This window comes from Arthrobacter sp. 05N429 (assembly GCF_056397045.1).
The window spans coordinates 40,778-63,103 of sequence record NZ_JBFTMQ010000007.1 but is presented as its reverse complement, the minus strand read 5'-3'; the positions used below and the strand labels follow the sequence as shown (position 1 = coordinate 63,103).

Annotated in this window: 18 protein-coding genes; 4 read left to right on the top strand and 14 right to left on the bottom strand. The window is 67.6% G+C overall.

Going from position 1 to position 22,326, the window contains the following annotated elements; all coding sequences use genetic code 11:
• Window positions 1–321 precede the first annotated feature (321 nt).
• Window positions 322–5,073, top strand: a complete 4,752-nt coding sequence (locus AC1DF4_RS13245; RefSeq protein WP_476913323.1) for a DUF4082 domain-containing protein — start codon at window positions 322–324, stop codon at window positions 5,071–5,073.
• A 338-nt stretch (window positions 5,074–5,411) separates the two neighbouring features.
• Here AC1DF4_RS13245 and AC1DF4_RS13240 read toward each other — a convergent pair whose 3' ends face one another.
• From AC1DF4_RS13240 to coaD, 8 genes are all read right to left on the bottom strand, one after another.
• A complete protein-coding gene (locus AC1DF4_RS13240; protein WP_476913322.1) occupies window positions 5,412–6,440 on the bottom strand; it encodes a TolB family protein in 1,029 nt (342 codons plus the stop codon).
• Complete coding sequence (locus AC1DF4_RS13235) at window positions 6,437–7,759, bottom strand: MFS transporter (RefSeq protein ID WP_476913321.1); 1,323 nt, start codon at window positions 7,757–7,759, stop codon at window positions 6,437–6,439. Before AC1DF4_RS13235 ends, AC1DF4_RS13240 begins: the two co-directional genes overlap by 4 nt.
• Before the next feature lie 4 nt (window positions 7,760–7,763).
• Window positions 7,764–8,456: a hypothetical protein gene (locus AC1DF4_RS13230; protein ID WP_476913320.1), complete on the bottom strand. Its 693-nt coding sequence runs from the start codon at window positions 8,454–8,456 to the stop codon at window positions 7,764–7,766.
• Between the two features lie 130 nt (window positions 8,457–8,586).
• The gene (mutM, locus tag AC1DF4_RS13225; RefSeq protein ID WP_476913319.1) at window positions 8,587–9,570 is read right to left on the bottom strand and encodes a bifunctional DNA-formamidopyrimidine glycosylase/DNA-(apurinic or apyrimidinic site) lyase; all 984 of its coding nucleotides are present in this window, start codon (window positions 9,568–9,570) and stop codon (window positions 8,587–8,589) included.
• 9 nt (window positions 9,571–9,579) lie between these two features.
• On the bottom strand, window positions 9,580–10,341 hold the full coding sequence (gene rnc / locus AC1DF4_RS13220) for a ribonuclease III (RefSeq protein ID WP_476913318.1): 762 nt from the start codon (window positions 10,339–10,341) through the stop codon (window positions 9,580–9,582).
• Window positions 10,342–10,362: 21 nt separating this feature from the next.
• Window positions 10,363–10,566 (bottom strand): 50S ribosomal protein L32, encoded by a 204-nt coding sequence (rpmF, locus tag AC1DF4_RS13215; protein WP_009356569.1) that lies wholly within the window; start codon window positions 10,564–10,566, stop codon window positions 10,363–10,365.
• Window positions 10,567–10,602: 36 nt separating this feature from the next.
• Window positions 10,603–11,127 (bottom strand): YceD family protein, encoded by a 525-nt coding sequence (locus AC1DF4_RS13210; RefSeq protein ID WP_346926357.1) that lies wholly within the window; start codon window positions 11,125–11,127, stop codon window positions 10,603–10,605.
• A 188-nt stretch (window positions 11,128–11,315) separates the two neighbouring features.
• Window positions 11,316–11,801 carry a pantetheine-phosphate adenylyltransferase gene (coaD, locus tag AC1DF4_RS13205; protein WP_476913317.1) on the bottom strand — a complete coding sequence of 162 codons (486 nt, stop codon included), beginning with the start codon at window positions 11,799–11,801 and terminating at the stop codon, window positions 11,316–11,318.
• A gap of 48 nt (window positions 11,802–11,849) precedes the next feature.
• Here coaD and AC1DF4_RS13200 point away from each other — a divergent pair, with 48 nt between their 5' ends.
• From AC1DF4_RS13200 to AC1DF4_RS13190, 3 genes are read left to right on the top strand one after another with little or no spacing between them, the layout of a single operon-like run.
• A complete protein-coding gene (locus AC1DF4_RS13200; RefSeq protein ID WP_476913316.1) occupies window positions 11,850–12,707 on the top strand; it encodes an SDR family NAD(P)-dependent oxidoreductase in 858 nt (285 codons plus the stop codon).
• A complete protein-coding gene (locus AC1DF4_RS13195) occupies window positions 12,704–13,912 on the top strand; it encodes an aminotransferase class I/II-fold pyridoxal phosphate-dependent enzyme (protein WP_476913315.1) in 1,209 nt (402 codons plus the stop codon). Before AC1DF4_RS13200 ends, AC1DF4_RS13195 begins: the two co-directional genes overlap by 4 nt.
• Entirely contained in the window at window positions 13,912–14,694 is a 783-nt protein-coding gene (locus AC1DF4_RS13190) for a spermidine synthase (RefSeq protein WP_476913314.1), read from the top strand. Before AC1DF4_RS13195 ends, AC1DF4_RS13190 begins: the two co-directional genes overlap by 1 nt.
• A 126-nt stretch (window positions 14,695–14,820) precedes the next feature.
• Here AC1DF4_RS13190 and rsmD read toward each other — a convergent pair whose 3' ends face one another.
• Genes rsmD through rfbB form a run of 6 tightly spaced genes read right to left on the bottom strand, consistent with a single transcriptional unit; the run spans window position 14,821 to window position 22,292 of the window.
• Window positions 14,821–15,441 (bottom strand): 16S rRNA (guanine(966)-N(2))-methyltransferase RsmD, encoded by a 621-nt coding sequence (gene rsmD / locus AC1DF4_RS13185; protein WP_476913313.1) that lies wholly within the window; start codon window positions 15,439–15,441, stop codon window positions 14,821–14,823.
• A gap of 30 nt (window positions 15,442–15,471) precedes the next feature.
• Window positions 15,472–17,712, bottom strand: a complete 2,241-nt coding sequence (locus tag AC1DF4_RS13180) for an ATP-dependent DNA helicase RecG (RefSeq protein ID WP_476913312.1) — start codon at window positions 17,710–17,712, stop codon at window positions 15,472–15,474.
• On the bottom strand, window positions 17,702–18,721 hold the full coding sequence (locus AC1DF4_RS13175) for a DAK2 domain-containing protein (RefSeq protein WP_476913450.1): 1,020 nt from the start codon (window positions 18,719–18,721) through the stop codon (window positions 17,702–17,704). The genes AC1DF4_RS13180 and AC1DF4_RS13175 overlap by 11 nt, the downstream gene beginning before the upstream one ends.
• 22 nt (window positions 18,722–18,743) lie before the next feature.
• The gene (locus AC1DF4_RS13170) at window positions 18,744–19,799 is read right to left on the bottom strand and encodes a thiamine-phosphate kinase (protein WP_476913449.1); all 1,056 of its coding nucleotides are present in this window, start codon (window positions 19,797–19,799) and stop codon (window positions 18,744–18,746) included.
• Between the two features lie 36 nt (window positions 19,800–19,835).
• Window positions 19,836–21,290, bottom strand: a complete 1,455-nt coding sequence (locus AC1DF4_RS13165; protein ID WP_476913311.1) for a sugar nucleotide-binding protein — start codon at window positions 21,288–21,290, stop codon at window positions 19,836–19,838.
• Window positions 21,291–21,293: 3 nt separating this feature from the next.
• Window positions 21,294–22,292, bottom strand: coding sequence for a dTDP-glucose 4,6-dehydratase (rfbB, locus tag AC1DF4_RS13160; RefSeq protein WP_476913310.1), 999 nt, complete (start codon window positions 22,290–22,292; stop codon window positions 21,294–21,296).
• Window positions 22,293–22,326: the final 34 nt, after the last annotated feature.

Sequence of the window (22,326 nt, the reverse complement as noted above, 5' to 3'; positions counted from 1 at the left end):
TGTTCCTGCCCCAAATCTACCGCCATCACGCCAAATTCAGCGGATTTAGGCTTTTCCCAAGGAAATCCTTTGCGGCGTTTCCGAGCGCAAACATAGGCTGGCGCGAAGAGTTGCCAGACAACTCGGGCCGGCGGGCTCACGCCGTCCCGACGTGGCAGAACGCAGTTCAGCGTTCCGCCACTGGCTCAGGGGACGTGTGGCTGGCAACTCGGTGCAGGGACAACTGAAAAATCTTGGTTGGCTGCCCCGGGGGTGGCGGCACAGGGCGGCGCACGATGTTCCGGCCCGATACCGCCACCGCGTACTCACTCAGGAGTTCACATGTCCGTATCGTCATCCGGTCGCACGCTGAAAGCTCTCCGCCGAGTCGTCCTTCCCCTGGCCGTCGCCCTGGTGGCAGCGCTCCTGCCGGTTGCCGCCGGGCCCGCACTGCTGCCGACCGCGAGCGCCGCGGATCCCTGCGCGCCGGTCCTTAACGCCGTGGCGTGCGAAAACTCCAAACCCGGAGCGCCACCTGAGGAATGGGACATCTCCGGCGCCGGCGATCCGGACATCCAGGGGTTCTCGACCGAGATCAGTGTCAACGCGGGCCAGCCCATCAGCTTCAAGGTGGACACCAACGCGTCCAGCTACACGATCGGGATCTACCGGACCGGCTGGTACCAGGGGCTCGGCGCGCGCAAGATCGCCGATGTCACGCCGTCGGCTTTCCGGCAGGCCCAGCCGCAGTGCCTCTCCGACGTCACCACGGAACTCTACGACTGCGGAACATGGGCGGTGTCCGCGATCTGGCAGGTCCCCGCGACGGCGGTCTCCGGGGTCTACGTTGCGTTGCTGACCCGGCCGGACAACGGCAGCCAGAGCCACATCACGTTTGTGGTCCGCTCCGATGGGAGCCACTCCGACGTCGTCTTCCAGACCTCCGACACGTCCTGGCAGGCCTACAACAGCTACGGCGGCTCGAACTTCTACGCAGGCGCCGAGAACGGCAGGGCCTACAAGATCAGCTACAACCGTCCGGTCAATACCCGTGGGGCCGTGGACGGCCGCGACTTCTACTTCAGCAACGAGTACCCGCTGGTCCGGTTCCTGGAGAAAAACGGGTACGACGTCAGCTACCTCAGCGGCGTGGACACCGACCGGAACGGCGCCCAGCTGCTCAACCACAAAGTGTTCCTCTCCGTGGGCCACGACGAATACTGGTCGGGCGCGCAGCGGGCCAATGTGGAGGCAGCCCGCGACGCCGGAGTGAACCTGCAGTTCCTCTCCGGCAACGAAATGTACTGGCGGACCCGGATAGAGCCCTCGCCTGTGGACGGCGCGGCCGGCCGCACCATCACGTCGTACAAGGAGACCTGGGCCAACGCCAAGATCGACCCCAGCACGGGGTGGACCGGGACGTGGCGCGATCCACGGTACGCCGCCCCGGCCAACGGCGGCGGCCTGCCCGAGAACGCTTTGACCGGGACCATGTACATGTCGAATTACACGGATCTGCCGATTACGGTCAGCGCAGACGAGGGAAAATCGCGTCTCTGGCGTAACACTCCCCTGGCGACGCTCGCCGCGGGAAGCTCCGCAGAGTTGGCGCAACACACCATCGGCTACGAATCCAATGAAGACCGCGACAACGGATTCCGACCCGCGGGGCTGGTCCGCCTGTCCACCACGACGGGGCCCACATCCCAGTATCTGCAGGACTTCGGCAACACCGTACTGCCGGGCACCACAACCCACAACACCACCATGTACCGCGCCCCCAGCGGGGCGCTGGTCTTCTCCGCGGGCACCGTGCAGTGGACGTGGGGCCTGGACCAAGAGCACGACGGCGACGGCGCACCCGCTGATCCGCGGATGCAGCAGGCACAGATCAATCTCCTGGCCGACATGGGGGCCCAGCCCGCCACCCGCGACACAGCGCTGTCACCGGCGTCGGCCAGCAGCGACACAGCCGGCCCGACCGTGACGATCTCTTCCCCCGCCGAGGGGGCCACCATTCCGCACGGCACGGCCGTTACGGTGTCCGGAACGGCCAGCGACACCGCCGGCATCGTGGCCGGAGTCGAAGTTTCCACCGACGGCGGAAACAGCTGGCGGCCGGCCCAGGGCAAGAAGAACTGGACCTACACCTATATCCAGAAGGGCCTCGCCACGGCCAGTATCAAGGTGCGTGCCATCGATGACAGCGCCAATGTTGGAGCCCCCATCACCCGCAACCTCCAGCTCACCGGACCGTACTCGGTCTTCGGCCAGCAGGTGCCGGACGTGCCCGATACTCCGGACGGCGGGGCCTACGAGCTGGGCATGAACATCACGCCCAGCGTGGACGGCTTCATCACCGGAGCGCGTTTCTACAAGAGCGCCGCCAATACCGGAACCCACAGCGGTTCACTCTGGAGCTCCGCCGGGCAGCGGCTGGCGACAGCCACGTTTACGTCCGAAACGGCCTCCGGCTGGCAGGAAGTGCGCTTCAGCGAGCCGGTTGCGGTTTCCGCCGGGCAGAAATATGTCGTCTCGTACACCGTTCCGAACGGACACTACGCCAGCAAGGAAAACCAGTGGGCCAGCTTTGGCCTGAGCGAAGCGCCCCTGACCGTTGCCGGAGGCTTCGGAAGCGCACCGGCCGGCGTATACGCCGGTCCGGGTTCGTTCCCGTCGAACAGTTACAACAACGGCAATTACTTCGTCGATGCCCTGTTCGACACTGTTGACACCTCGGACCTGACGGCCTCCGGCCACTGGCCGCTGGACGGCTCATCAAGCGTCCCGCAGGCCACGACAGTGGGTGCGGTGCTCTCCAAGGCCGTCACGGAGTCCAGCGTGCAGTTGACGCTGACGGCCAACGGCACGTCCGTGCCCGGCACCACCGGTTACGACGCCACAACCCGGAAAGTGACCTTCACCCCTGCGGCCAGCCTGGCACTTGGCACCGTTTACACCGTGACGCTTGGCGCCACGGCAGCGAGCGGCGGATCGCTGGCCAGCGGCGCGTCGTGGTCCTTCACCAGCGTAGCCTCGCCTCCGGCACCGGGGAGTTGCCCCTGCAGCCTCTTCGACGACTCTGTCGTCCCGGGGATCCAGGAGGCCCGGGACGGTGTGCCGCTGACGCTTGGAGTCCGCTTCTCGAGCACTGCGGCAGGAACCGTCACCGGTATCCGCTTCTACAAGTCGGTGGGCAACACCGGCACCCACTCCGGCACCTTGTTCACGGCGTCCGGAGCGCAGCTCGCCACTGTCACGTTCGCAAATGAGAGCACGTCCGGCTGGCAAACGGCCTACTTCAATCAGCCCATCGCCATGACCGCGGACACCGAATACATCATGGCGTACAAGAGCACCACCGGGTCCTACTCCGCGACGGTGAACGGCTTCGGGTCCGGGCTGAGCGTCGGGAACCTGAGAACGGAGCCCGACGCCGGGGCGTACTCCTACACGAATGATTTCCCGAGTGCCCGCTCCCGTGCCAGCTACCTTGTCGACGTCGTGGTCCAGTACCCGGATCCGCCGTTCGTGGCCGGCGCGCAGGCACCGCTCCCCGGCTCGTCGAGCGTCCCCCTGGACGCCCCGGTCTCCGCCACCTTGTCCAAGGCTGCGGCGGGTTCGAGCGTGGCGCTGACCCTGACCGGCCCCGGCTCCGTCGAGGTCCCGGGCACGGCCAGCTATGACGCGCCCGCCCGCAAGGTCACCTTCACGCCGGCGGCGCCCCTGGCGGCGGCCACCACCTACACCGCCACTCTGACCGCCACCTCGACGACGGGCCAGGAACTCAGCGCCGGAGGCACGTGGACGTTTACCACCGTTCCGTCCCCGCGGCCCGACGGCGTCTGCCCCTGCTCGCTGTACCAGGACTCCGTGACTCCCGGCCTACCGGACTTCAACGACGGGGTGCCCTTGACGCTGGGCGTACGCTTCGCCAGCGATTCGCCCGGGCAGGTCACCGGCATCCGCTACTACAAGTCGGCGGGCAATGCCGGAACCCACACCGGGGCCCTGTACACCGCTGACGGCCAGCAGTTGGCGGCGGTTACTTTCACTGGCGAATCCTCGTCCGGGTGGCAGACGGCCTCCTTCAGCCAGCCTGTGGACATCGCGGCGAACACCGAATATGTGGCCGCGTACCGCACGCCTGCCGGCGTGTACTCGGCGATACCGGGAGGTATTGGTTCCGGTATCACCAGCGGGCCGCTGCGCGCAACATCCGGTGCCTACACGTACAGCGGCGACTTTCCGTCATCCTCCTCGGGCGCCAGTTACCTCGTGGACGTCGCCTTCGTCGTGACGGTGCCTCCGCTCAGCGTGACGACCCAGGTGCCGGCGGCAGACTCCATCGGCTTCCCGGTGACATCGAAACCGACGGTGACGTTGTCGGAGTCCATCCGGGCCGGCTTCACATTTGAACTGTCGGCCAATGGGGCCGCCGTCGCCGGCACCTCCGCTCTCTCGGCGGACTCCCGGACCATCACGTTCTCACCGGCGGAGCCGCTGCCGACAGCCACCGTGATGTCCGCCAGCGTCGGCAATGTCGTCTCGGCCCAAGGCGCCGAGCTGGCGCCGCTCAGCTGGCAGTTCACCACATCCAACCCCGGCGGCCCGGAACAGTCGCTGTTCGGACCCCTGCTGCCGGCGGTACCCGCCGCGTCCGGGGACACTTCGTCCATTGAGCTCGGCACCGCCTTCTCCGTGTCGGCGGCGGGCAGTGCCACGGGCGTGCGGTTCTACAAGGGGGCGGGCAACACCGGAACACATGTCGGCTCGCTGTGGAATGCCGCCGGGGAGCGACTGGCACAGGTGACTTTCTCGGACGAGACAGCCACCGGATGGCAAACAGCCACGTTCCCGGCTCCGGTCGCGCTGGAACCGGATCAGACCTACGTGGTGTCGTACTTGGCTCCCAATGGCAACTATGCCTACACCCCGGCGTTCTTCTCGGAACCATGGATCAATGGCATCCTCTCGGCGCCCGGTCCTAACAACGGCCGCTACCAGTACGGGTCCGGCGGTTCCATGCCGTCGAACTCCTGGAACGCCACCAACTACTTCGTCGACGTCGTCTTCGCACCCGCATCGCCCTGACCTCCATCGATTGCTCCATAACTCCCTATTGAGGCGTGATAACGGCAGTTATGGAGCAGTCGACGGGTGGTTGGCGGTCAGTACCTGGGTGCCGGTGCAGCCTGGAGTCTGCGGGGCCACTCAGGTTGGGCGCTGGGGCTCCAGCCAGGCTCAGGCTGCGACTCAGGCTGGGCGCGGGGCTCGGCGTTGTGGGCTAGGGGCCCAGAGGGCGTCGCCGTTCCTCCGGGAGCGCTCGTTGACCCGGCCGTGGTGCCTTGAACATCTGCATCCGTTGCTCCATAACTGCCCTTCTGGGGCTTGAAAACGGCAGTTATGGAGCAATCGACGTGTGGTACCGGTCAGCGCACCACTGACGGGGACCAGGCGTGCTCGATGTAGAGGGAGGGGCGGGACGCCGGATCCGCGTTGATCTGCCAGATATCGCTGTCACCGGCGGCGCCGTCGCGGGCGAGTCCGTAGAGCAGGGTCTGGTTGTCCAGCCATTCGACCTGGTCGTCCACGCTGCGCGGCTCGGACAGTACGGTTTCCTGCCCGGTGGCCACGTCCAGGATCGCGACACGCCAGTGCGGGGTCAGTGTTCCCCCGGAGTTCTTCTTGTAGGCGATCCGGGTGCCGTCGGGAGACAGGGACGGGCACTCCACGCCGTCGTGGATTGCCGTGAGCGTGCGCGCCGAAATGCTCCCCTTGACCAGCCAGATGCGGCCCGATGATGCCGCCGTCGCGTAGAACGTGTCGCTATCGCCCGGAGCGAAGGTCACGCCCCAGATGTTGCGGTCCGCCGCCGTGATCCGGGTGCCGTTGACCATCAGCGCGAAGTCCTCCAGGTTCCCGGTTCCGCCGCCGTCCTGCGCCCCGGTAATGGACGTCTCGGTGGAGAAGCCCGCAGTACCGTAGGCGTGTCCCGAGACAAACACCGTAGTGGATACCAGGGAGCCGTCCGGGCTCATGCGTGTCCGGCTGGGAATGCCCGGCAGGGCCCAGCTCCTGGTCGGCTGCCACTCCGCGTTCAGCAGGACCACTTCGAAGCTGGTCACCAGACCGCGGTTGGTCTTCAGGCAGACGATGTTTTGCAGCGTGCCGTACACCCTGTCGCAGGCCACCGCCGCCAGGGACCGTTCGCCGGCAGGGTCGGACAGCGGGACGGCGCCTATTGTGCCGTACCCCTGGCCTGGCGCGGTGTTGCGGAATATGACTGAGGCCTTCGTCAGCACGGCGGCGCCGGATGCCACTCGTGCCGTCGACGCCGCCGCCTTGCTCTCCTGGAAGCGCCCGAACGCGGCCGCGGCGTAGGCTCCGGCGGCGGCGATGACCAGTGCCGTGATGACCAGCAAAATCCCCCAGCGCGCCCTGCTCCCGGCGGGGGTCAAGTTGCCGGCCTCTGCAGCATGCCGCCACGCAGGATGTACCAGGACGCCACGACGCCGGCGGCAAGGCAGGAGCCCACCACCACCATGGCAACGGCGGGACCCAGCGCGAACCACAGGACACCAAAGCCCACGGAGGCGGCCATCCGGCTGAGCGCCACCACCGTCTGGGCGGCGCCCAGCCCGGTGGCAAGTTTGTCCGGCGGCGTCAGTTGGCTCGCCAGCGCCGACAGCACGCCGTCCGTCGCGGCGTAGAAGGCCCCGAGCAGAACCAGGCAGGCAATGGTCGGCCCGACCCCCCCGACCGGCGCCGCGGCCAGCAGGTAGCAGGCAAGGAGCGCTACGTGCCCGAGAATAAAGACCCTCGCCTTGCCCCAGCGGTCCGCGAGGCGGCCCAGCGGAATGGCGAGAAGCAGGAACACCACGTTCGTCCCCACGTAGAGCAGGGGAAACCACTGCACGGCGAAGGAGTCCCGGTCCTGGAGCACCAGGTAGATGAAGCCGTCCCCCACCGTCAGCAGGCCCAGAATTCCGGCGGCAACCAAAAGCCGGCCAAGTCCCGGCTCACGCAGCAGGCGCCAGCGGAATCCCCACGCCGGCCGGGTTTTGCTGTCCGGCCCCACGCTGTCCGGCTCCCCCCTGCCCCGCCCCGCCCTGTCAGTCCGACGGGTTCTCAGGTTCGGCACCAGGAGGGTCAGCACTGCCACACCGATGACGGCGAAGGCCAGGGAAACAACAAACACGGTGCCGTAGCCGTTGGGGATCAGCATGAGGATAAGGAAGGCCAGCAGCGGCCCGCCCGCAGCCCCGATGTTGTCCAGCATCCGGTGCACTCCGAAGTGCCGCGCCAGATATTCAGGCTGGGCTGACACCGCGATCAACGCGTCGCGCGGGGCTGTGCGGATGCCCTTGCCAATGCGGTCTGCCGTCACGACGGCGGTCAGTGCCCAGAACCCGCCGGCGAACAAGAGGCCGATCCGGGCCAGCATGGAGAGGCCGTACCCTGCGACGGCCACGCCTTTGGGGCGCCCGATGCGGTCGGAAGCATAGCCCGCGGCCATCCGGACAATGGCGCTCGCGCCCTGGTTGATTCCGTCGAGAAATCCGAACGCAATGGTGGACAGGCCGAGGAACCCGGTGATGTACAGGGGCAGGATGGCGGACACGGATTCGGACGAGACGTCAGTGAGCATGCTCACCACGCCCAGCCAGATAATCACCGGCGAGAGACGGAAGGGCCTTTTCAGGGGTTCGACTGCGCCCGGCTCCAACGCCTGCAGGTCCTTGTTGCCGCCGTTGCGATCAGACATGGAGATATACATGGCGCTACCCCCCTGCCGCCGCGTGCAGGTTTCCCAGGAGCATGAACCGTGTGGCTCCCGTGCCCGTGGTTGAGGCCGTGAGGGTCACCGAATCGGCGCCCCGGCTGAACCGCATTGCCGTTTCTCCGGCCGAGGCGGGCACGGGTTCAGACCAGAACCCCAGGCCGCCCAGGACCTGCTGGAAGTGCCCTGCCACCGAGTCCTGGCTCAAGCCGGCGATCGCATCGGCGGACACCTGCAGGGTTCCCTCGGCTGGGGAGACCGACGTCGAGACGACTACTGTTCCGTCCGGAAACCGGAGCGCGTCCACGGGAAACCCGTCCACGATTTTGCCTTCGGCCGATGCCGCCGCCGGCAAGGGCGCGCTGATGAGGGGCGCGGGCGGCGCGGGCATGGGCAGGCCGGTAGGAGTCGCGCTCACGGGCGGAAGGACTTCACGGCCCACGGGTGCAGCGTCCGAACCATCAGTGGAACCGCCGGTCGTACTGGGTGCGCCGTCGCCGGCTCCCGCGGGAGCCGCTGCGTCAGTAGTGCCTGGATCCGGGCTGGAGCCGGCGGCCGGCGGACTGCTGCCTGCCGGTGCCGGAACGTGCGACGCCGAAGGCTCTCCGGGCGTCATCTGGTCCAGCACGACGGCGGTGCCTCCCAGGATCGCCGCCACGCCGACACCCGCGATGACAAGCCGCTTGGCTTTCACCGGCTGTTCCCGGCCCGGACGAGAGCATTAACTAAGACCATGGTTGTAATTCCCCTAGCACCCATCGCCACAGTCTTTCAGCGCGATGTTGGGAGCGTAAGAGTAGGACTACTTGTTTTCTGGGCGCCCGTTACCAGCGTCCGTTCCGTGGCCGGGGCTGGCAGACCGGGCAAGTGTAGGAAGAACGGTTCATGAACTGGTCACGCCGGAGGATACTGACAAGGCCTGCCTCGGCGCAGCGTCGGCATTCCTTGCCCTCCCGGCCGTAGGCGTTGAGGGAGCGGTCGAAGTATCCCGACGCCCCGTTGACGTTGACGTACAGCGAGTCGAAGCTGGTGCCTCCGGCCGCGAGGGCGTCGGTCATGACCTCGCGCGCGGCGTCGAGGACCCGCTCGGCTTCAGCCCGCCGGAGGGTGTCTGTGGGCCGGGCGAAGTGCAGCCGCGCCTTCCAGAGCGCCTCGTCCGCGTAGATGTTGCCGATTCCGGAAACGAGCCCCTGATCCAGGAGGGCGCGTTTAAGGCCTGTCTTGCGGGTCCGGAGACGGCGGTAGAACTCGTCGAAGGAGAAGCAGGGGTCCAGCGGGTCCCGCGCGATGTGCGAGGCTTCCTCGGCAATAAGCGGCAGCGGCGTTTCGGCGAGTCCACCGGGACCGCCGTCGGACGTGGGGATCAGCGAGGTGAGGAAGAGCCCGCCGAAGATCCGCTGGTCAACGAACCGGAGCTGCTCCGGCATGCCGTCAGCGGGGCTGAGGCGCAGGCGGACTTTCAGGTGCTTCTCGTCCGGCACACCCACGTCCTGCATCAGCAGTTGCCCGGACATGCCCAGGTGCGCCATAAGCGCCACCGAGGGCGTGGAGGATTCGGCTGCGCCGTTCCCGGAACCAGCCGCGGGAACGTCCGCGGGGGTGTCCGCCAGCGGCATCCAGAGGAACTTTCCGCGCCGGACCACGTCCAGGACACGGGTCCCCTCAAGGTTGCCGGCAAAGTCCTCAGGGCCGAGCGCGTGCCGGCGGACGGAGCGCGGATCCACCACCTCAACAGCGGTGATGGTCCGGCCCCGCACCCAGCTCACCAGGCCGCGGCGGACAACTTCGACCTCGGGCAGTTCAGGCACGGTGTGTGCCTAGGCGCCGGTCTGGGACTGCAGCTGCTGCGCGTCGGGCGCAGCCGCATCGGCCGGCACAGCCGCATCCGGAGCAGCAGTCGACGGCGCCGACAGCCTGCGCCAAGCGTCCGCGGCAGCTTCCTGCTCGGCTTCCTTCTTGGAGTTGCCCGAGCCGGTGCCGTAATCGTTGCCGCCGATGCGCAGGATCGCTTCGAAGGTCCGGGCGTGGTCCGGCCCGGAGCCCTCAACGGCGTAATTGATCGTCCCGAGCTGACGGCTCGCCGCCAGCTCCTGGATGCTCGTCTTCCAGTCGGTGCCGGCCCCAAGCGCGGCAGCATCCTTCAGCAGCGGCCCGATCAGGCGCATGACCAGCTGGCGTGCCGTCTCGATGTCGTTGGATACGTAGGTGGCACCGATCAGGGCCTCCATGGTGTCTGCGAGGATGGACGCCTTGTTCTTGCCTTCGGTGAGCTTTTCGCCCTGTCCGAGGTAGATGTACTCACCAAGACCGATGCTGCGGCCAATGCCCGCGAGGGCCCGCGTACTAACGACGGCGGAGCGGCGCTTGGCCAGCTCCCCCTCGGGCAGGGTGGGGTTGTCACGGTACAGCGCGTCAGTAACCGAGAACCCCAGAATGGAGTCGCCCAGGAACTCGAGCCGTTCGTTGGTGGGGATGCCGCCGTTTTCGTAGGCGTAGGAACGGTGTGTGAGCGCAAGACGAAGCGTCCCGGCGTCAATAGTGACACCGAGACGCTTCAGAAGCTCTTCAGTTGAAGACATCTTAGTCAGCCAGTTGGCGGATTAGACGTCTGCGACCTTGCGGCCCTTGTATTCAAGGAACAGCGCGGTGCCAGCCGAGTCGGTAACGACCTTTGCCTGGTGCGGCAGGCTGTACGTGACCTGGCCGTTCTCGACAGTCTTCACCAGGTGGGGGGCAGTTGCCTTCCACTGGGAGCGGCGGGCGCGGGTATTCGAGCGAGACATTTTCCGCTTCGGGACAGCCACGGCTAACTCATTTCTCTCTAGTCCAACACTTACAAATCAGTTTTGCCGGTCAGGCTTAGCCAAGTCAGCTAGGGCAGCCCAGCGAGGATCTACAACCTCGTGGTGATGCCCCGGCTCGTCTTCCAGGCGAACTCCACATTCGGAGCAAAGGCCCTGGCAGTCTTCCCGGCACACCGGCTGGAACGGCAGCATGGTTACAACTGCGTCCCGCAACACCGGCTCAAGATCGATTAGATCGTGCTCGACTCGACGTTGCTCTTCTTCGTCTTCTTCATCCGAGAACTCAGCGTCCTCGTAGAAGAAAAGTTCTTGCACATTGACCTCTTGGTCATACGCAAGGGGATCCAGGCATCGGCCGCACTCGCCGGTTACTTCGACGTGTGCGGTACCTGATACCAAAATTCCTTCGTGTACGGCCTCCAGTCGCAGATCCAGCTCGACATCCGAGCCTTCCTGCACGCCAATGAGCGCCACACCAAGATCACTCGGTGCGGGTACATGTTCCGTCAGCGTCCGCATGCTTCCCGGACTGCGTCCGAGGTCCTTGACGTCGAACGCCAAGGGCGAACTAGCATCTCGTTTAATGAGAACTCCTGTTGAACATATGACCGACGTACCATCTTAGCCTGATCTTCCGGACGGACTCAAACCGGGGCACGCCTGCGGTTCACACCGCAGTCCAGCCCCGAAACGGGCCGCGCAACCGGCAGCAGGCCGCCGAGTACCGATCAAGCTTACCCTCTGCGCGGCTAGTCCTGGACCGGCCCGCCGGAGTGCAGCCGTTTCAGCACGGACCGGGGCACAAACTCGGACACATTGCCGCCGAGTGTGAACACTTCCTTGATCAGGGTCGAGGACAAGTGCAGGTAGTGGCTTTCGGCGGGCAGGAAGACTGTCTCGACGCCGGTGAGCTGCCGGTTCATCGTCGCCATCGGCAGTTCATAGTCGAAGTCGGAGGAGGAACGGAGGCCCTTGACGATCGCGGATACGCCCCGCTGGCGGCAGTACTCGGCGAGGAGTCCCTCCCCCACCGGTTCCACCACAATGCCGCGCAGGGAGGCCAGGGTTTCCTTGGCCATGTCGATCCGCTCTTCGAGCGTGAAACGGTATTTTTTGGCGTAATTCGTGGAGACGCCCACGATGACCTCGTCAAAGAGGCCTGCGGCCCTGGCAATGACTTCCAGGTGGCCGTTGTGGATGGGGTCAAAGGAGCCAGGGCATACGGCGCGTCTCATGCTCCGAACCTACCGTATTGCTGCCGCGGGCCGGGATAACATGGCGGGATGTCAGCATCGAACATTCCCTTCACCGTGTCCGGGGGCGTGGTCCTCGTGACGGGAGCCGCCATGGGCATGGGCCGCCTGTACGCCCTGCGAGCGGCCCGCGAGGGCGCCGGCGTCGTGATTCTCTGGGACGTCGACGCAGACGGCCTGGCGAAGACCGCCGCCGAAGTCACCGCCCTCGGGGCGCGCGCCGTCGTCCGGCAGGTGGACCTCGCCGACCGCACGGCGATTGCCGACGCCGCGTCGGAGTGCAGGGCGGAAGGTCCGCTGACGCTGCTGGTCAACAACGCCGGAATCGTCCGCGGCGCGCTCTTCTGGGACCACAGCCCGGAGCGGGACATCGCCCTGACCATGGACGTCAACGCGCTGGCGCCAATGTACGTCACCCATGCGTTCCTCCCGGACATGATGGCCGAAGCCGGCCGCCCCCGCCGGATCCTGAACATCGCCTCCGCCGCCGGCACCGTGTCCAACCCGAGGATGAGCGTCTACGCGGCCTCCAAGTGGGCCGTGATCGGCTGGAGCGACTCGCTGCGGCTGGAACTCGAACAGCAGGGCTACGGCCACCTCAAGGTCACGACGTTTTGCCCCAGCTACATCTCCACCGGCATGTTCGACGGCGCCCGCGGCCCGCTGCTGACTCCCCTGATGACTCCGGAGGACGCCGTGGACCGGGCCTGGCGGGCCACCATCGCCGGACAGCCGCAGCTGATCGCCCCGGCGACCGCGCAGCTGGGGAAGGTCCTGCGCGGCCTGCTGCCCGTGCGGGCCTGGGACTTCGTGGGCGGTAAGGTCTTCGGGATCTACTCCACCATGGACAAGTTCACCGGGCGGGACCAGAAGGCGGGTACCCGATGAACTCCCCTCTGCAATTCCCTTGGCAGCGGACTGCGACCGGCGCCAACCTGCTCTCCCCCGACGGCACCCTCGGCGTGACGATCTTCGAGGAAATGACCACCCTCGCGCTCCAGACCGGCGCCATCAACCTGGGCCAGGGTTTCCCGGATGAGGACGGCCCGGTGGAGATCAAGGCTGCCGCGCAGGCCGCCATCGCCGCCGGGGCCAACCAGTACGCCCCCGGCAAGGGCATCCTGGAGCTGCGCGAGGCCATCTCTTTCCACCAGGAGCGCTTCTACGGCCTGAAACCGGATCCGCAGACGGAGATCATCGTCACCACCGGCGCCACCGAGGCCATTGCCGCCTCGCTGCTCGCGCTGGTGGGCCCCGGCGATGAGGTCATCACCTTCGAGCCGTTCTACGACTCCTACGGCGCGATCATCGGCCTCTCCGGCGCCCGCCATGTCACGGCCCCGCTGCTGGCCCCGGATTTCCTGCCGGACCTGGACGCCCTCGAAGCGGCGTTCAGCAGCCGCACCAGGGTGGTGCTGCTCAACAACCCGCACAACCCCACCGGCGCGGTGTTCCCCCGCGAGGTGCTGGAACGCGTCGTGGAGCTCGCCGCCCGGCATGACGCCGTGATCATCAGCGACGAGGTCTACGAACACCTCACGTTCGGTGTCCGCCACATCCCGGTTGCCACCCTGCCGGGCGCCGCGGAGCGCACGTTGACTATCTCCTCCGCCGGGAAGACCTTCTCTTTTACCGGCTGGAAGATCGGGTGGCTCTGCGGCCCGGAGCACCTGGTCGCGGCTGCCCGCACCGTCAAGCAGTTCCTGAGCTACAGCTCCGGCACCCCGTTCCAGAGCGCCATCGCGGCCGGGCTCGCCCTGCCGGATGAGTTTTACGCCGGCATCGCCGACACCCTCCAGCTCAAACGCGACATCCTCAGCGAGGGCCTGCGCGCCGCCGGGCTGGACGTCTTCACCCCGCAGGGGACGTACTTCGTGAACGTGGACACCGCGCCCCTGGGCATCACCGACGCACTGGACCTGGCCCGCCGGCTGCCCGCGCTCGTGGGCGTTGCTGCGATTCCGGTGTCCGTGTTTTGCCACCCGGAAGGCGCCGAACGCACCAGGAGCCTGCTGCGGTTCGCATTCTGCAAGAGGATTGACGTCCTGCAGGAAGCCGCCGAACGGCTCGCGACACTCCGCGACATCCTCTGATGGCGGACACGCCCGCAGCCTCCCGTTTCCTGCGCACCACCGGCCAGCACGCCACGATCGAGCCCGACGCCTTCACCGAGGGCGGTTTTGTGCTCAGCATTGGCGGGGCGGAACAGTCCCACGTCAATCTCTCGGATCCCTCGGACATCTTCTACGAGTACCTGCGCAGGATCGGCCACGTGGTGGATCTCGCGGCGCCGTGGGGCGAACCCATCACGGCCCTCCATCTCGGGGCCGGGGCGCTGACGCTGGCCCGCTATATCCAGGCCACCCGGCCGGGGTCCGTGCAGTACGCCGTGGAGCTGGAACGGGAGCTGCTGGACTTCGTGCTGCAGCAGCTCCCCCTGCCCGACGGCACCGAGCTGCGCACCCTTTTCGGCGACGCCCGGGACGCCTTGGCCGAGCTGCCCGCGGAGCTGCGCTTCGACGTCGTGATCCTGGATATTTTCTCCGGGCCCGAGGCGCCGGAACACATCGCCTGCACGGAGTTCTATCTCGAGGCCGCGGCGAAGTTGACCGCGCGGGGCGTGTTGATCGTCAATGTGGGCGATGAGCCGGGACTCACACTGGTCCGGAGCCAGGTGGCCGCGCTGCGCCGGGCGGTGGCCGACGTCGCCGCCTTCGCCGAGGCCGGCATGTTCAGCGGCCGGTATCCCGGCAACATCATCCTGACCGGGACGCAGGGGCCGTGGCCCGAGATGTGGACCGCGGCGCTCACCGCCCGCGGTCCGCACCCCGCGAAGGTGCTCTCCGGCGTCGCGCTGGATGCCCTCGCCGGATAGTCCGGGTGGCCCAACTGCTCCCCCGGGAGGACATGTCCAGTCTTTGCGCCCGGGAGTGGACATAAGCGGACTATGTCCATCCGCCGGCCCCGGCGCGGGGCATGTCCGGGCTCCGGCGGGGCGGGACTAGATACCCTCGGGGTCCCCTGCCTGATCCGGCCCGTCCATCGGGCTCTCGTCCACGCCGGGTTCGGCGAACCAGAGCTTCGTTTCCCCGTACTTGCGTTCCGCGAACCGCTCCAGTCCGTCCGGCCATGAGGGTTCGGGAGCCCGGGAGGAACGCTCCACGACGACGACGGCGCCCTCGGCCAGGTGCGGGAGCAGCTTGGCCAGCACCCCGGCCAAAGCGGGTTCGTCGAGCGGGTAGGGCGGATCAAGGAAGACGAGGTCCCACTGGACCCCGGGCTGGGTCCGGTCCAGGAAAGATTCGACCTTGGAACGGTGCACGGAAACCACCTTGCGCCGTGCGACGGTGTTGACGAGGTCCGCGTTCCGCTGGCACACCTCGCTGGCCTTGCCGTCGAATTCCACCAGGTCCACGGCCGTCGCGCCGCGGCTGGCGCTTTCCACGCCGAGCGACCCGGAGCCGGCGTAGAGATCCAGCACGCGGGCGTCCGCAATGACTTCGAAGGCGTCCAGCCGGGAGAAGAGCGCTTCCTTGACCCGGTCCGTCGTCGGGCGCGTCAACGATCCGGGAACGCTGACCAGGGTGGTTCCGCCCGCGGCGCCGGCAATGATGCGGCTCATGGCCGAGCCTCCGGTGGTGCCTGGATTCTGTTAGCCGCGTTCAAGGAACGCCTCCTTTTCCGGATTGAGGTATTCGTCGATTGCCGCGGCGAGTCCGGGGTGGGCGCCCAGGGACGGGTCGCCGCCGACGATCTGCCAGGCATCCTGCCGCGCCCGGGCGATCACGTCCTCGTGTTCAAGGACCCGGAGCAGCTTCAGGGTGGACCGGCCGCCGGACTGGGAGGCGCCCAGGATGTCGCCTTCACGGCGCAGCTTGAGGTCCTCCTGGGAGAGCTCGAAGCCGTCGGTGGTGGCAGCCACGGCTTCGAGCCGGCGGCGGCTCGGGTGGCCCGGCTCCAGCGTGGTCACGAGCAGGCAGGTGCCCGGCAGGCCGCCGCGGCCCACCCGGCCGCGGAGCTGGTGGAGCTGGGAGATGCCGAAGCGGTCCGCGTCCAGGATCACCATGAGCGTGGCGTTGTGGACGTCCACGCCCACTTCGATCACCGTGGTGGAGACCAGGAGCTTGGTCTGGTTGGCCGTGAAGGACGCCATGGTCTCGGCCTTCAGCACCGGGTCCTGCCGGCCGTGCAGCGGGGCCACCGTCACGCCGGCCAGAGCCGGTTCGTCCCGGAGCTGTTCGACGACGCCGGTCACCGACGCCAGTTCGCGCGCCCCGTTGTCGCCTTCGAGGTCCGCGGCGGACGGTTCGGCCTCCCCGGGGCTGAAGTCGCCGTCGTCGTCGGTGCCGATCTTGGGGCAGACCACATAGACCTGGTGGCCGGCGTCGATCTCCTCCCTGGAGCGGCTCCAGAGCCGGCCGAGCCAGGCGGGGTGCTCGGCAAGCCCCACGACGTGCGTGGTGATCGGCGCGCGGCCGGCGGGGAGCTCGTCCAGGATGGAGGTCTCGAGGTCCCCGAACACGGTCATGGCCACGGTCCGCGGGATCGGGGTGGCGGTCATGACCAGCAGGTGCGGGGGCTTGCTCGCCTTGGACCGGAGCACGTCCCGCTGTTCGACGCCGAAGCGGTGCTGTTCATCGACCACGATCAGGCCGAGGTCGTAGAAGGAGACGTTTTCGCTCAGCAGCGCGTGGGTGCCGATGACGATCCCGGCGGTGCCGGAGGCGGCGTCCAGCATGGCCTGCTTCCGGGCGGCGGTGGGCATGGAGCCGGTCAGCAGCGAGACCTGGACTGCGTCGGAACCGAGGCCCCCCAGCAGGCCGTCCCGGGACAACGGCCCGAGCGTGCGGCGGATGGACTCGTAGTGCTGTGCGGCGAGGACCTCGGTGGGGGCCAGCAGGGCGGCCTGTCCCCCGGCATCCACCACCTGCAGCATGGCGCGCAGGGCCACGATCGTCTTGCCGGAACCGACTTCGCCCTGAAGCAGCCGGTTCATCGGCGAGTCCTGGGCGAGCTCCGCAGCCAGCGTTTTGCCGACGGCGGCCTGGCCGGCGGTCAGTGTGAACGGCAGCTGCCGGTCGAAGGCGGCCAGCAGTCCTTCCGCAACGGGCCGGCGGGCGGTGGCCTCCTCCGCGGCGAGCTGGGCGCGGCGCCGGGCCAGGGCCGACTGGAGCACCAGGGCTTCCTGGTAGCGGAACCGGTCCCGGGCGCGCTGCCAGTCCTGGGGCGTCTGCGGGGCGTGGATGAGCCGGTACGCGTCCGCGACCGGCAGGAATTTCTCCCGCGCGGCGATCCCGGCCGGCAGCGGGTCCGGCAGCGCGTCCAGGTCCGCGGTGTCCAGCAGCGTGGTGACGACCTTCTGGATGGACCAGCTGGTCAGCTTGGCCGTGGCCGGGTACACAGGGATGGGCATGGCGGCGAGCGTCTCCGGGTCCATGCCGGGGATGTCCGGGTCCTCGTCCAGCAGCTGGAACTCGGGGTTGGTCAGCCCCAGGGAGCCGGCGTAGCGGGTGATCTTTCCGGAGAAGAGGGCGCGGCGGCCCGGCTGCAGCTCTGCCTTGGCCCGGAAGCCGTTGAAGAAGCTCACCTTCAGCGTGCCGCCGCCCATGCCGGTGCCCGGGGAGGCGGCGTCGTCGGAAATCACGACGTCGGTCAGCGAACCGCGGCGGGCGCGCATGGACCGGGTGCTGCTGGAGACGACGCGGGCAATGAGCGTCACTTCCTCATCGAGCGGGACCTCGCTGATGGGCGTGAGTTCGCCGCGGTTCAGGTAGCGGCGGGGGAAATAATTCAGCAGCCCGCCGACCGTGGTGATGCCGAGGTGCTTTTCAATGACCGCCGCGGAACGCTTGCCAATCCGGCGCTCCAGGCCCAGGTGAAGTTCAGCGTCCATGTCCGTCCGGGTTCTCCGGCACGGCAAGCTCGCTGATGCTGATGTCCGAGGGCACACCGAGGGAACGGATCAGGGTGACGGCCGGCTCGGCGTCGGGCACATGGACGTGGACCCGCCAGCGGTAGGCGCCGGAATCGTCGGGGGCCCCGCCGACCTGGCTCATTATGACGGAGTCGCCCATTTCGTCGAGCCGCTGGCGCATCATGGCGGCGTCGAGCGGGGAAAGAGTGATGGTGCACATGACTTCCACGCCCTCGTCCCGCGGCATGCCGGCGTGGATGTGCGGGTCCTGGACGTTGTAGCCGTGCAGTCCGTCCAGCAGCTGGTCCTGAAGTTCCTCGCCGAGGACGGCGGAGCGGAGGCAGTCGAGGATCAGCAGCATTCCGACGCCGCCGGCATCCACCACGTGGGCGTTGTGCAGGGCCTCCAGCTGGTCTTCGGTGCGCACCACAGCCGCGGCGGCGGCTTCCACCGCGGCGTCCAGCGCCAGGCCAAGGGTGTGGTTGCTGTCGTCGCCGTCGTGCGCCGAGTCGACGGCGGCCGCGGCGCGGGCGGCGGCTTCCATCACGGAGAGCATGGTTCCGGGTACCGGGTCGCTCAACGCGGACCAGGCCCGGAGCTGGGCCCGGTTGAGCGCGGCGGCCAGCAGCGGAGCGCTCAGCCGGTGGTGGCCTGCGAGGGGCTCGGCGGCGGCGCAGAGGAACACGGCGAACAGCGTCCCGGAGTTGCCGCGGGCCTGTTCCATGGCGGTCTGGCCCGCCTGGGCGAGGACGGCGCCGACGTCGTTCTGGGCCGGATCCGGCGGGCCGACCGCATGCACCGGCGAATCCGGGCTGATCTGCGGCAACGCGGCGGTATCCAGGCTCTGGAGTGCCCGGGCGGCGGCGCGCACCGTCAGGTAAAGGTTGGTGCCGGTGTCGCCGTCGGCGACGGGAAAGATGTTGATGGCGTTCAGGCGGTCGCTGTGGTTTCCAAGGGTTGTTTCTGCCTTGCTCAACCACCGCTTCATCGCTTGCGCGTTGGCGGCAATTTTAGTCTGCAAAGTGATCCCATCCCACAGTGTCAGCGGGCCTGCCCGCTATTTTGACGCCCGTGCTGTCCGTTGGTGCAGGGGCTTCTACCGAGCCTATCGCAGTGAAACCGTGAGGCAGCTGAACGTCCGGGGGGAATGTGGCCAGCAGCCCGTGGTCCTCCCCGCCGCCCAGGACCCAGGCCATCGGATCCGCGCCGAGCAGTTCTGCGGCGGGCAGGAGCGGAGCCGCCAGTTCCTTCAATACCGCTGCGTTCAGGTTCAGGACCACGTGGCTCGCGGACGCCATCCGGGTGCCGTCGCGGACCAGCCCGTCGGAAATGTCCATCATGCCCGTGGCCCCGGAGTCCCGGGCCAGCGGGCCGGCCGCGAGCGGGGGCTGGGGCCGGCACTGGGTGTCCAGCAGCTCGCGCTGTTCCTGGCCCAGCGCCTCGAGGGGTGTTGCCGATTCAAGCAGCGCGAGACCCGCCGCGGCGCGCCCCACGGTGCCGGCCAGCGCGAGGGTGTCCCCCGGGCGGGCGCCGGAGCGCAGCACGGCGGCCCCGCCGTCCAGGGTGCCGAGGATTGCCACGCTGACGGCCAGTTCGCGGCCCCGGCCAAGGTCTCCGCCGGCCACGGCGCAGTCCGGGGCGCCCAGCTCCCGGATCGCCGCCGAGAGCCCGTCGGCGAAGTCCTCCACCCAGGCGACGCGGGTTTCCGGGGGCATCGTGAGGCTGACAACGAGCGAGGTGGCCCGGGCACCCATGGCGTTGATGTCGCTGAGGTTCTGCGCGGCGGCCTTCCAGCCGACGTCGTAGCCGGTGGTCCGGTAGCCGTTGTTCCACTCCAGCCGGAAGTCCTGGTCCGCCACCTGGGTGTCGATGCTGAGGACGGCCCGGCCGTCCGGTGCGGCCACGATGGCGGCGTCGTCGCCTGGCCCCAGGATCAGCGACGGGTTGTGTTCCTGGCCGTAATGCAGGCGCGGAAAGATGCGCTCCAGGAGCTGGGACTCGGAGAGCTCCGCGACGGTCAGGGGCGGGGCAGTCTGTGGTGAAGCGTTCTGTGGCGAGGCGGTCAGGGGCGGTTCATTCAGGCGTTCTGGCACAGCCCTACGCTACCGCGGCGGTGTGACGTCGGCGTCCTTTGGGTGTGTGTGGACATCCAGGCCAAGGTAGTCCCGGAGCCGCGTCGCAGCCGCCGGAGGGTGGAAACCCTGGGCCGCCAGCTTGCCCAGTTCCAGGGTGCTGTTCTGCGGCCTCGGGGAGGCGCTCTTGCCCTGGAAGTACTCCGCCGTGCTGACGCCGGTCACAGCCGTACGTGCCCTCCCGGTGAGTTCGAACACATCCGCCGCGATGGCCTGCCAGGACTGCGGATCTCCGTCGTTGCTGAGGTTGTAGGTGCCAAAGGGTGCCCCGCTTGAGAGCAAGTGCCGGATTCCGCCGGCGATGTCGTCGGTGAAGCTGAGCCGGCCCGTCTGGTCGTTGACAACGGACGGGGCGATGCCGCGTTCGGCCAGCGAAGCCATGGTCCGGACGAAATTGCTGCCGTCCCCGATGACCCAACTGGTCCGCACAATGTAGTGCCGGGGAACCACGCTGACCACGGAGTCCCCCGCGGCTTTGGTCTGGCCGTACACGCCCAGCGGTGACAGGGACTCGTCCTCGTCGTGGACTTCACTGGTGCCGTCAAAGACGTAGTCGGAGGAGACGTGCACCAGGACCAGGTCATGTTCGACGGCGGTCCGGGCCAGGCGGGCGACGGCGGTGACGTTGACCGCCCAGGCGGCCCTGCGGCCATCGGGGGTCTCGGCGGCGTCGACGGCCGTATAGGCCGCAGCGTTGACGATCGTGGAGTAGTTCTTCCAGTTCCGTGAAGTGAAGGCGGCTTCGCTGCCCAGATCAAATTCGGCCCGGCCGGCGAACTCGACGGCGGAGTCGCCGTCGTACAGTTTCCGCAGCGCCTTGCCGAGCTGGCCGTCAGCGCCAACTACCAGAAGCTTCTTCGGAGGCATCGGGGTGACGTCCGCCAGGCGCGGGTGCACCTTGTCCTTGTCCGAGAGCTCGGCCCGGTCCAGCGGGATCGGCCAGGCGATGGCCGCGGTCTCGTCGGCGAGGTTCAGGAACGTGTACTGGCCCTGGGCGTCGGCGGACCAGTGGTCGTTGACGAGGTAGGTGTAGGCGGTGTTGTCCTCCAGGGTCTGGAAGGCGTTGCCCACCCCCCGGGGGATGAAGATGGCCTGGCTGGGATCCATCTCGGCGGTGAACACGGCGCCGAACGACGGGCCCTCGCGCAGGTCAACCCAGGCACCGAATATCCGGCCCGTGGCAACGGAGATGAATTTGTCCCACGGCTCGGCATGGATGCCCCGGGTGGTGCCGGCTTTTTCGTTGAACGAGATGTTGTTCTGCACCGGCCGGAAGTCGGGCAGGCCCAGGGCCACCATCTTTTCCCGCTGCCAGTTCTCCTTGAACCAGCCCCGGTTGTCACCGTGGACCGGAAGGTCATAGAGAACGACGCCGGGAATCGGGGTTTCGTGGGCTGTGAGCTTCTTCGAGAACTCGGCCGGCATCGTCTACTGGCCCTGTTCCGTGTACTTGGCTTCCGTGGCCGCTTTTTGGGGCCGCCACCAGTCCTCGTTGTCCCGGTACCAGCGAATCGTGTCCTCCAGGCCGGCGTCGAAGTTGGAGAAGCGGGGCTCCCAGCCGAGCTCGTCACGAAGCTTGGAGGAGTCGATCGCGTAGCGGAGGTCGTGGCCTGCCCGGTCCACGACGTGGTCGTAGGCGTCCGGCGTCTGGCCCATGTGCTTGAGGATCAATTCGACGACGTCCTTGTTGTTCTTCTCGCCGTCGGCGCCGATCAGGTACGTCTCGCCGATCCGGCCCTTGGCGATGATGGCCAGGACGGCGGAGGAGTGGTCGTTCGCGTGGATCCAGTCGCGGACGTTCTCGCCCTTGCCGTACAGCTTGGGGCGGATCCCGTCGATTACGTTGGTGATCTGGCGCGGAATGAACTTCTCCACGTGCTGGTACGGCCCGTAGTTGTTCGAGCAGTTGCTGATGGTTGCCTGCAGCCCGAAGGACCGCACCCAGGCCCGGACCAGCAGGTCGGAGCCGGCCTTCGTCGACGAGTACGGGCTGGAGGGGTTGTACGGCGTGCTCTCCGTGAACCGCGCCGGATCGTCCAGCTCCAAGTCCCCGTAGACCTCGTCCGTGGAGATGTGGTGGAAACGCTTGCCGTGCTTCCGCGCCGCCTCGATCAGCGTGTACGTGCCGATGATGTTGGTGTCGAGGAATGGGCGCGGATCCTGCAGGGAGTTGTCGTTGTGCGACTCCGCGGCGTAGTGCACCACAACGTCGCAGCCGGCCACCAGCCCGTCGACCAGGCCTGCGTCACAAATGTCTCCCTTGACGAACTCGAAGCGCTCCCCCGGAAGGCCGGCGAGCGAATCCAGGTTGCCGGCGTAGGTGAGCTTGTCCAGGACCGTCACATGGTCCCGCCCCTGCGTCATGACATGGTGGACGAAACTGGCGCCGATGAAGCCTGCGCCCCCTGTGACGAGTAGTCGCTGCATGAGTCAGACCCTACCTGTTGCGATTGTTCCAAGA

Bases quoted from the DNA above. Each gene is read 5' to 3' on its own strand.
- AC1DF4_RS13245 (WP_476913323.1), top strand. From the start codon at position 322: ATGTCCGTATCGTCATCCGGTCGCACGCTGAAAGCTCTCCGCCGAGTC.
- AC1DF4_RS13235 (WP_476913321.1), bottom strand. From the start codon at position 7,759: ATGTATATCTCCATGTCTGATCGCAACGGCGGCAACAAGGACCTGCAG.
- rnc (WP_476913318.1), bottom strand. From the start codon at position 10,341: ATGTCTTCAACTGAAGAGCTTCTGAAGCGTCTCGGTGTCACTATTGAC.
- coaD (WP_476913317.1), bottom strand. From the start codon at position 11,801: ATGAGACGCGCCGTATGCCCTGGCTCCTTTGACCCCATCCACAACGGC.
- AC1DF4_RS13200 (WP_476913316.1), top strand. From the start codon at position 11,850: ATGTCAGCATCGAACATTCCCTTCACCGTGTCCGGGGGCGTGGTCCTC.
- AC1DF4_RS13195 (WP_476913315.1), top strand. From the start codon at position 12,704: ATGAACTCCCCTCTGCAATTCCCTTGGCAGCGGACTGCGACCGGCGCC.
- AC1DF4_RS13190 (WP_476913314.1), top strand. From the start codon at position 13,912: ATGGCGGACACGCCCGCAGCCTCCCGTTTCCTGCGCACCACCGGCCAG.
- rsmD (WP_476913313.1), bottom strand. From the start codon at position 15,441: ATGAGCCGCATCATTGCCGGCGCCGCGGGCGGAACCACCCTGGTCAGC.
- AC1DF4_RS13180 (WP_476913312.1), bottom strand. From the start codon at position 17,712: ATGGACGCTGAACTTCACCTGGGCCTGGAGCGCCGGATTGGCAAGCGT.
- AC1DF4_RS13175 (WP_476913450.1), bottom strand. From the start codon at position 18,721: ATGAAGCGGTGGTTGAGCAAGGCAGAAACAACCCTTGGAAACCACAGC.
- AC1DF4_RS13165 (WP_476913311.1), bottom strand. From the start codon at position 21,290: ATGCCGGCCGAGTTCTCGAAGAAGCTCACAGCCCACGAAACCCCGATT.
- rfbB (WP_476913310.1), bottom strand. From the start codon at position 22,292: ATGCAGCGACTACTCGTCACAGGGGGCGCAGGCTTCATCGGCGCCAGT.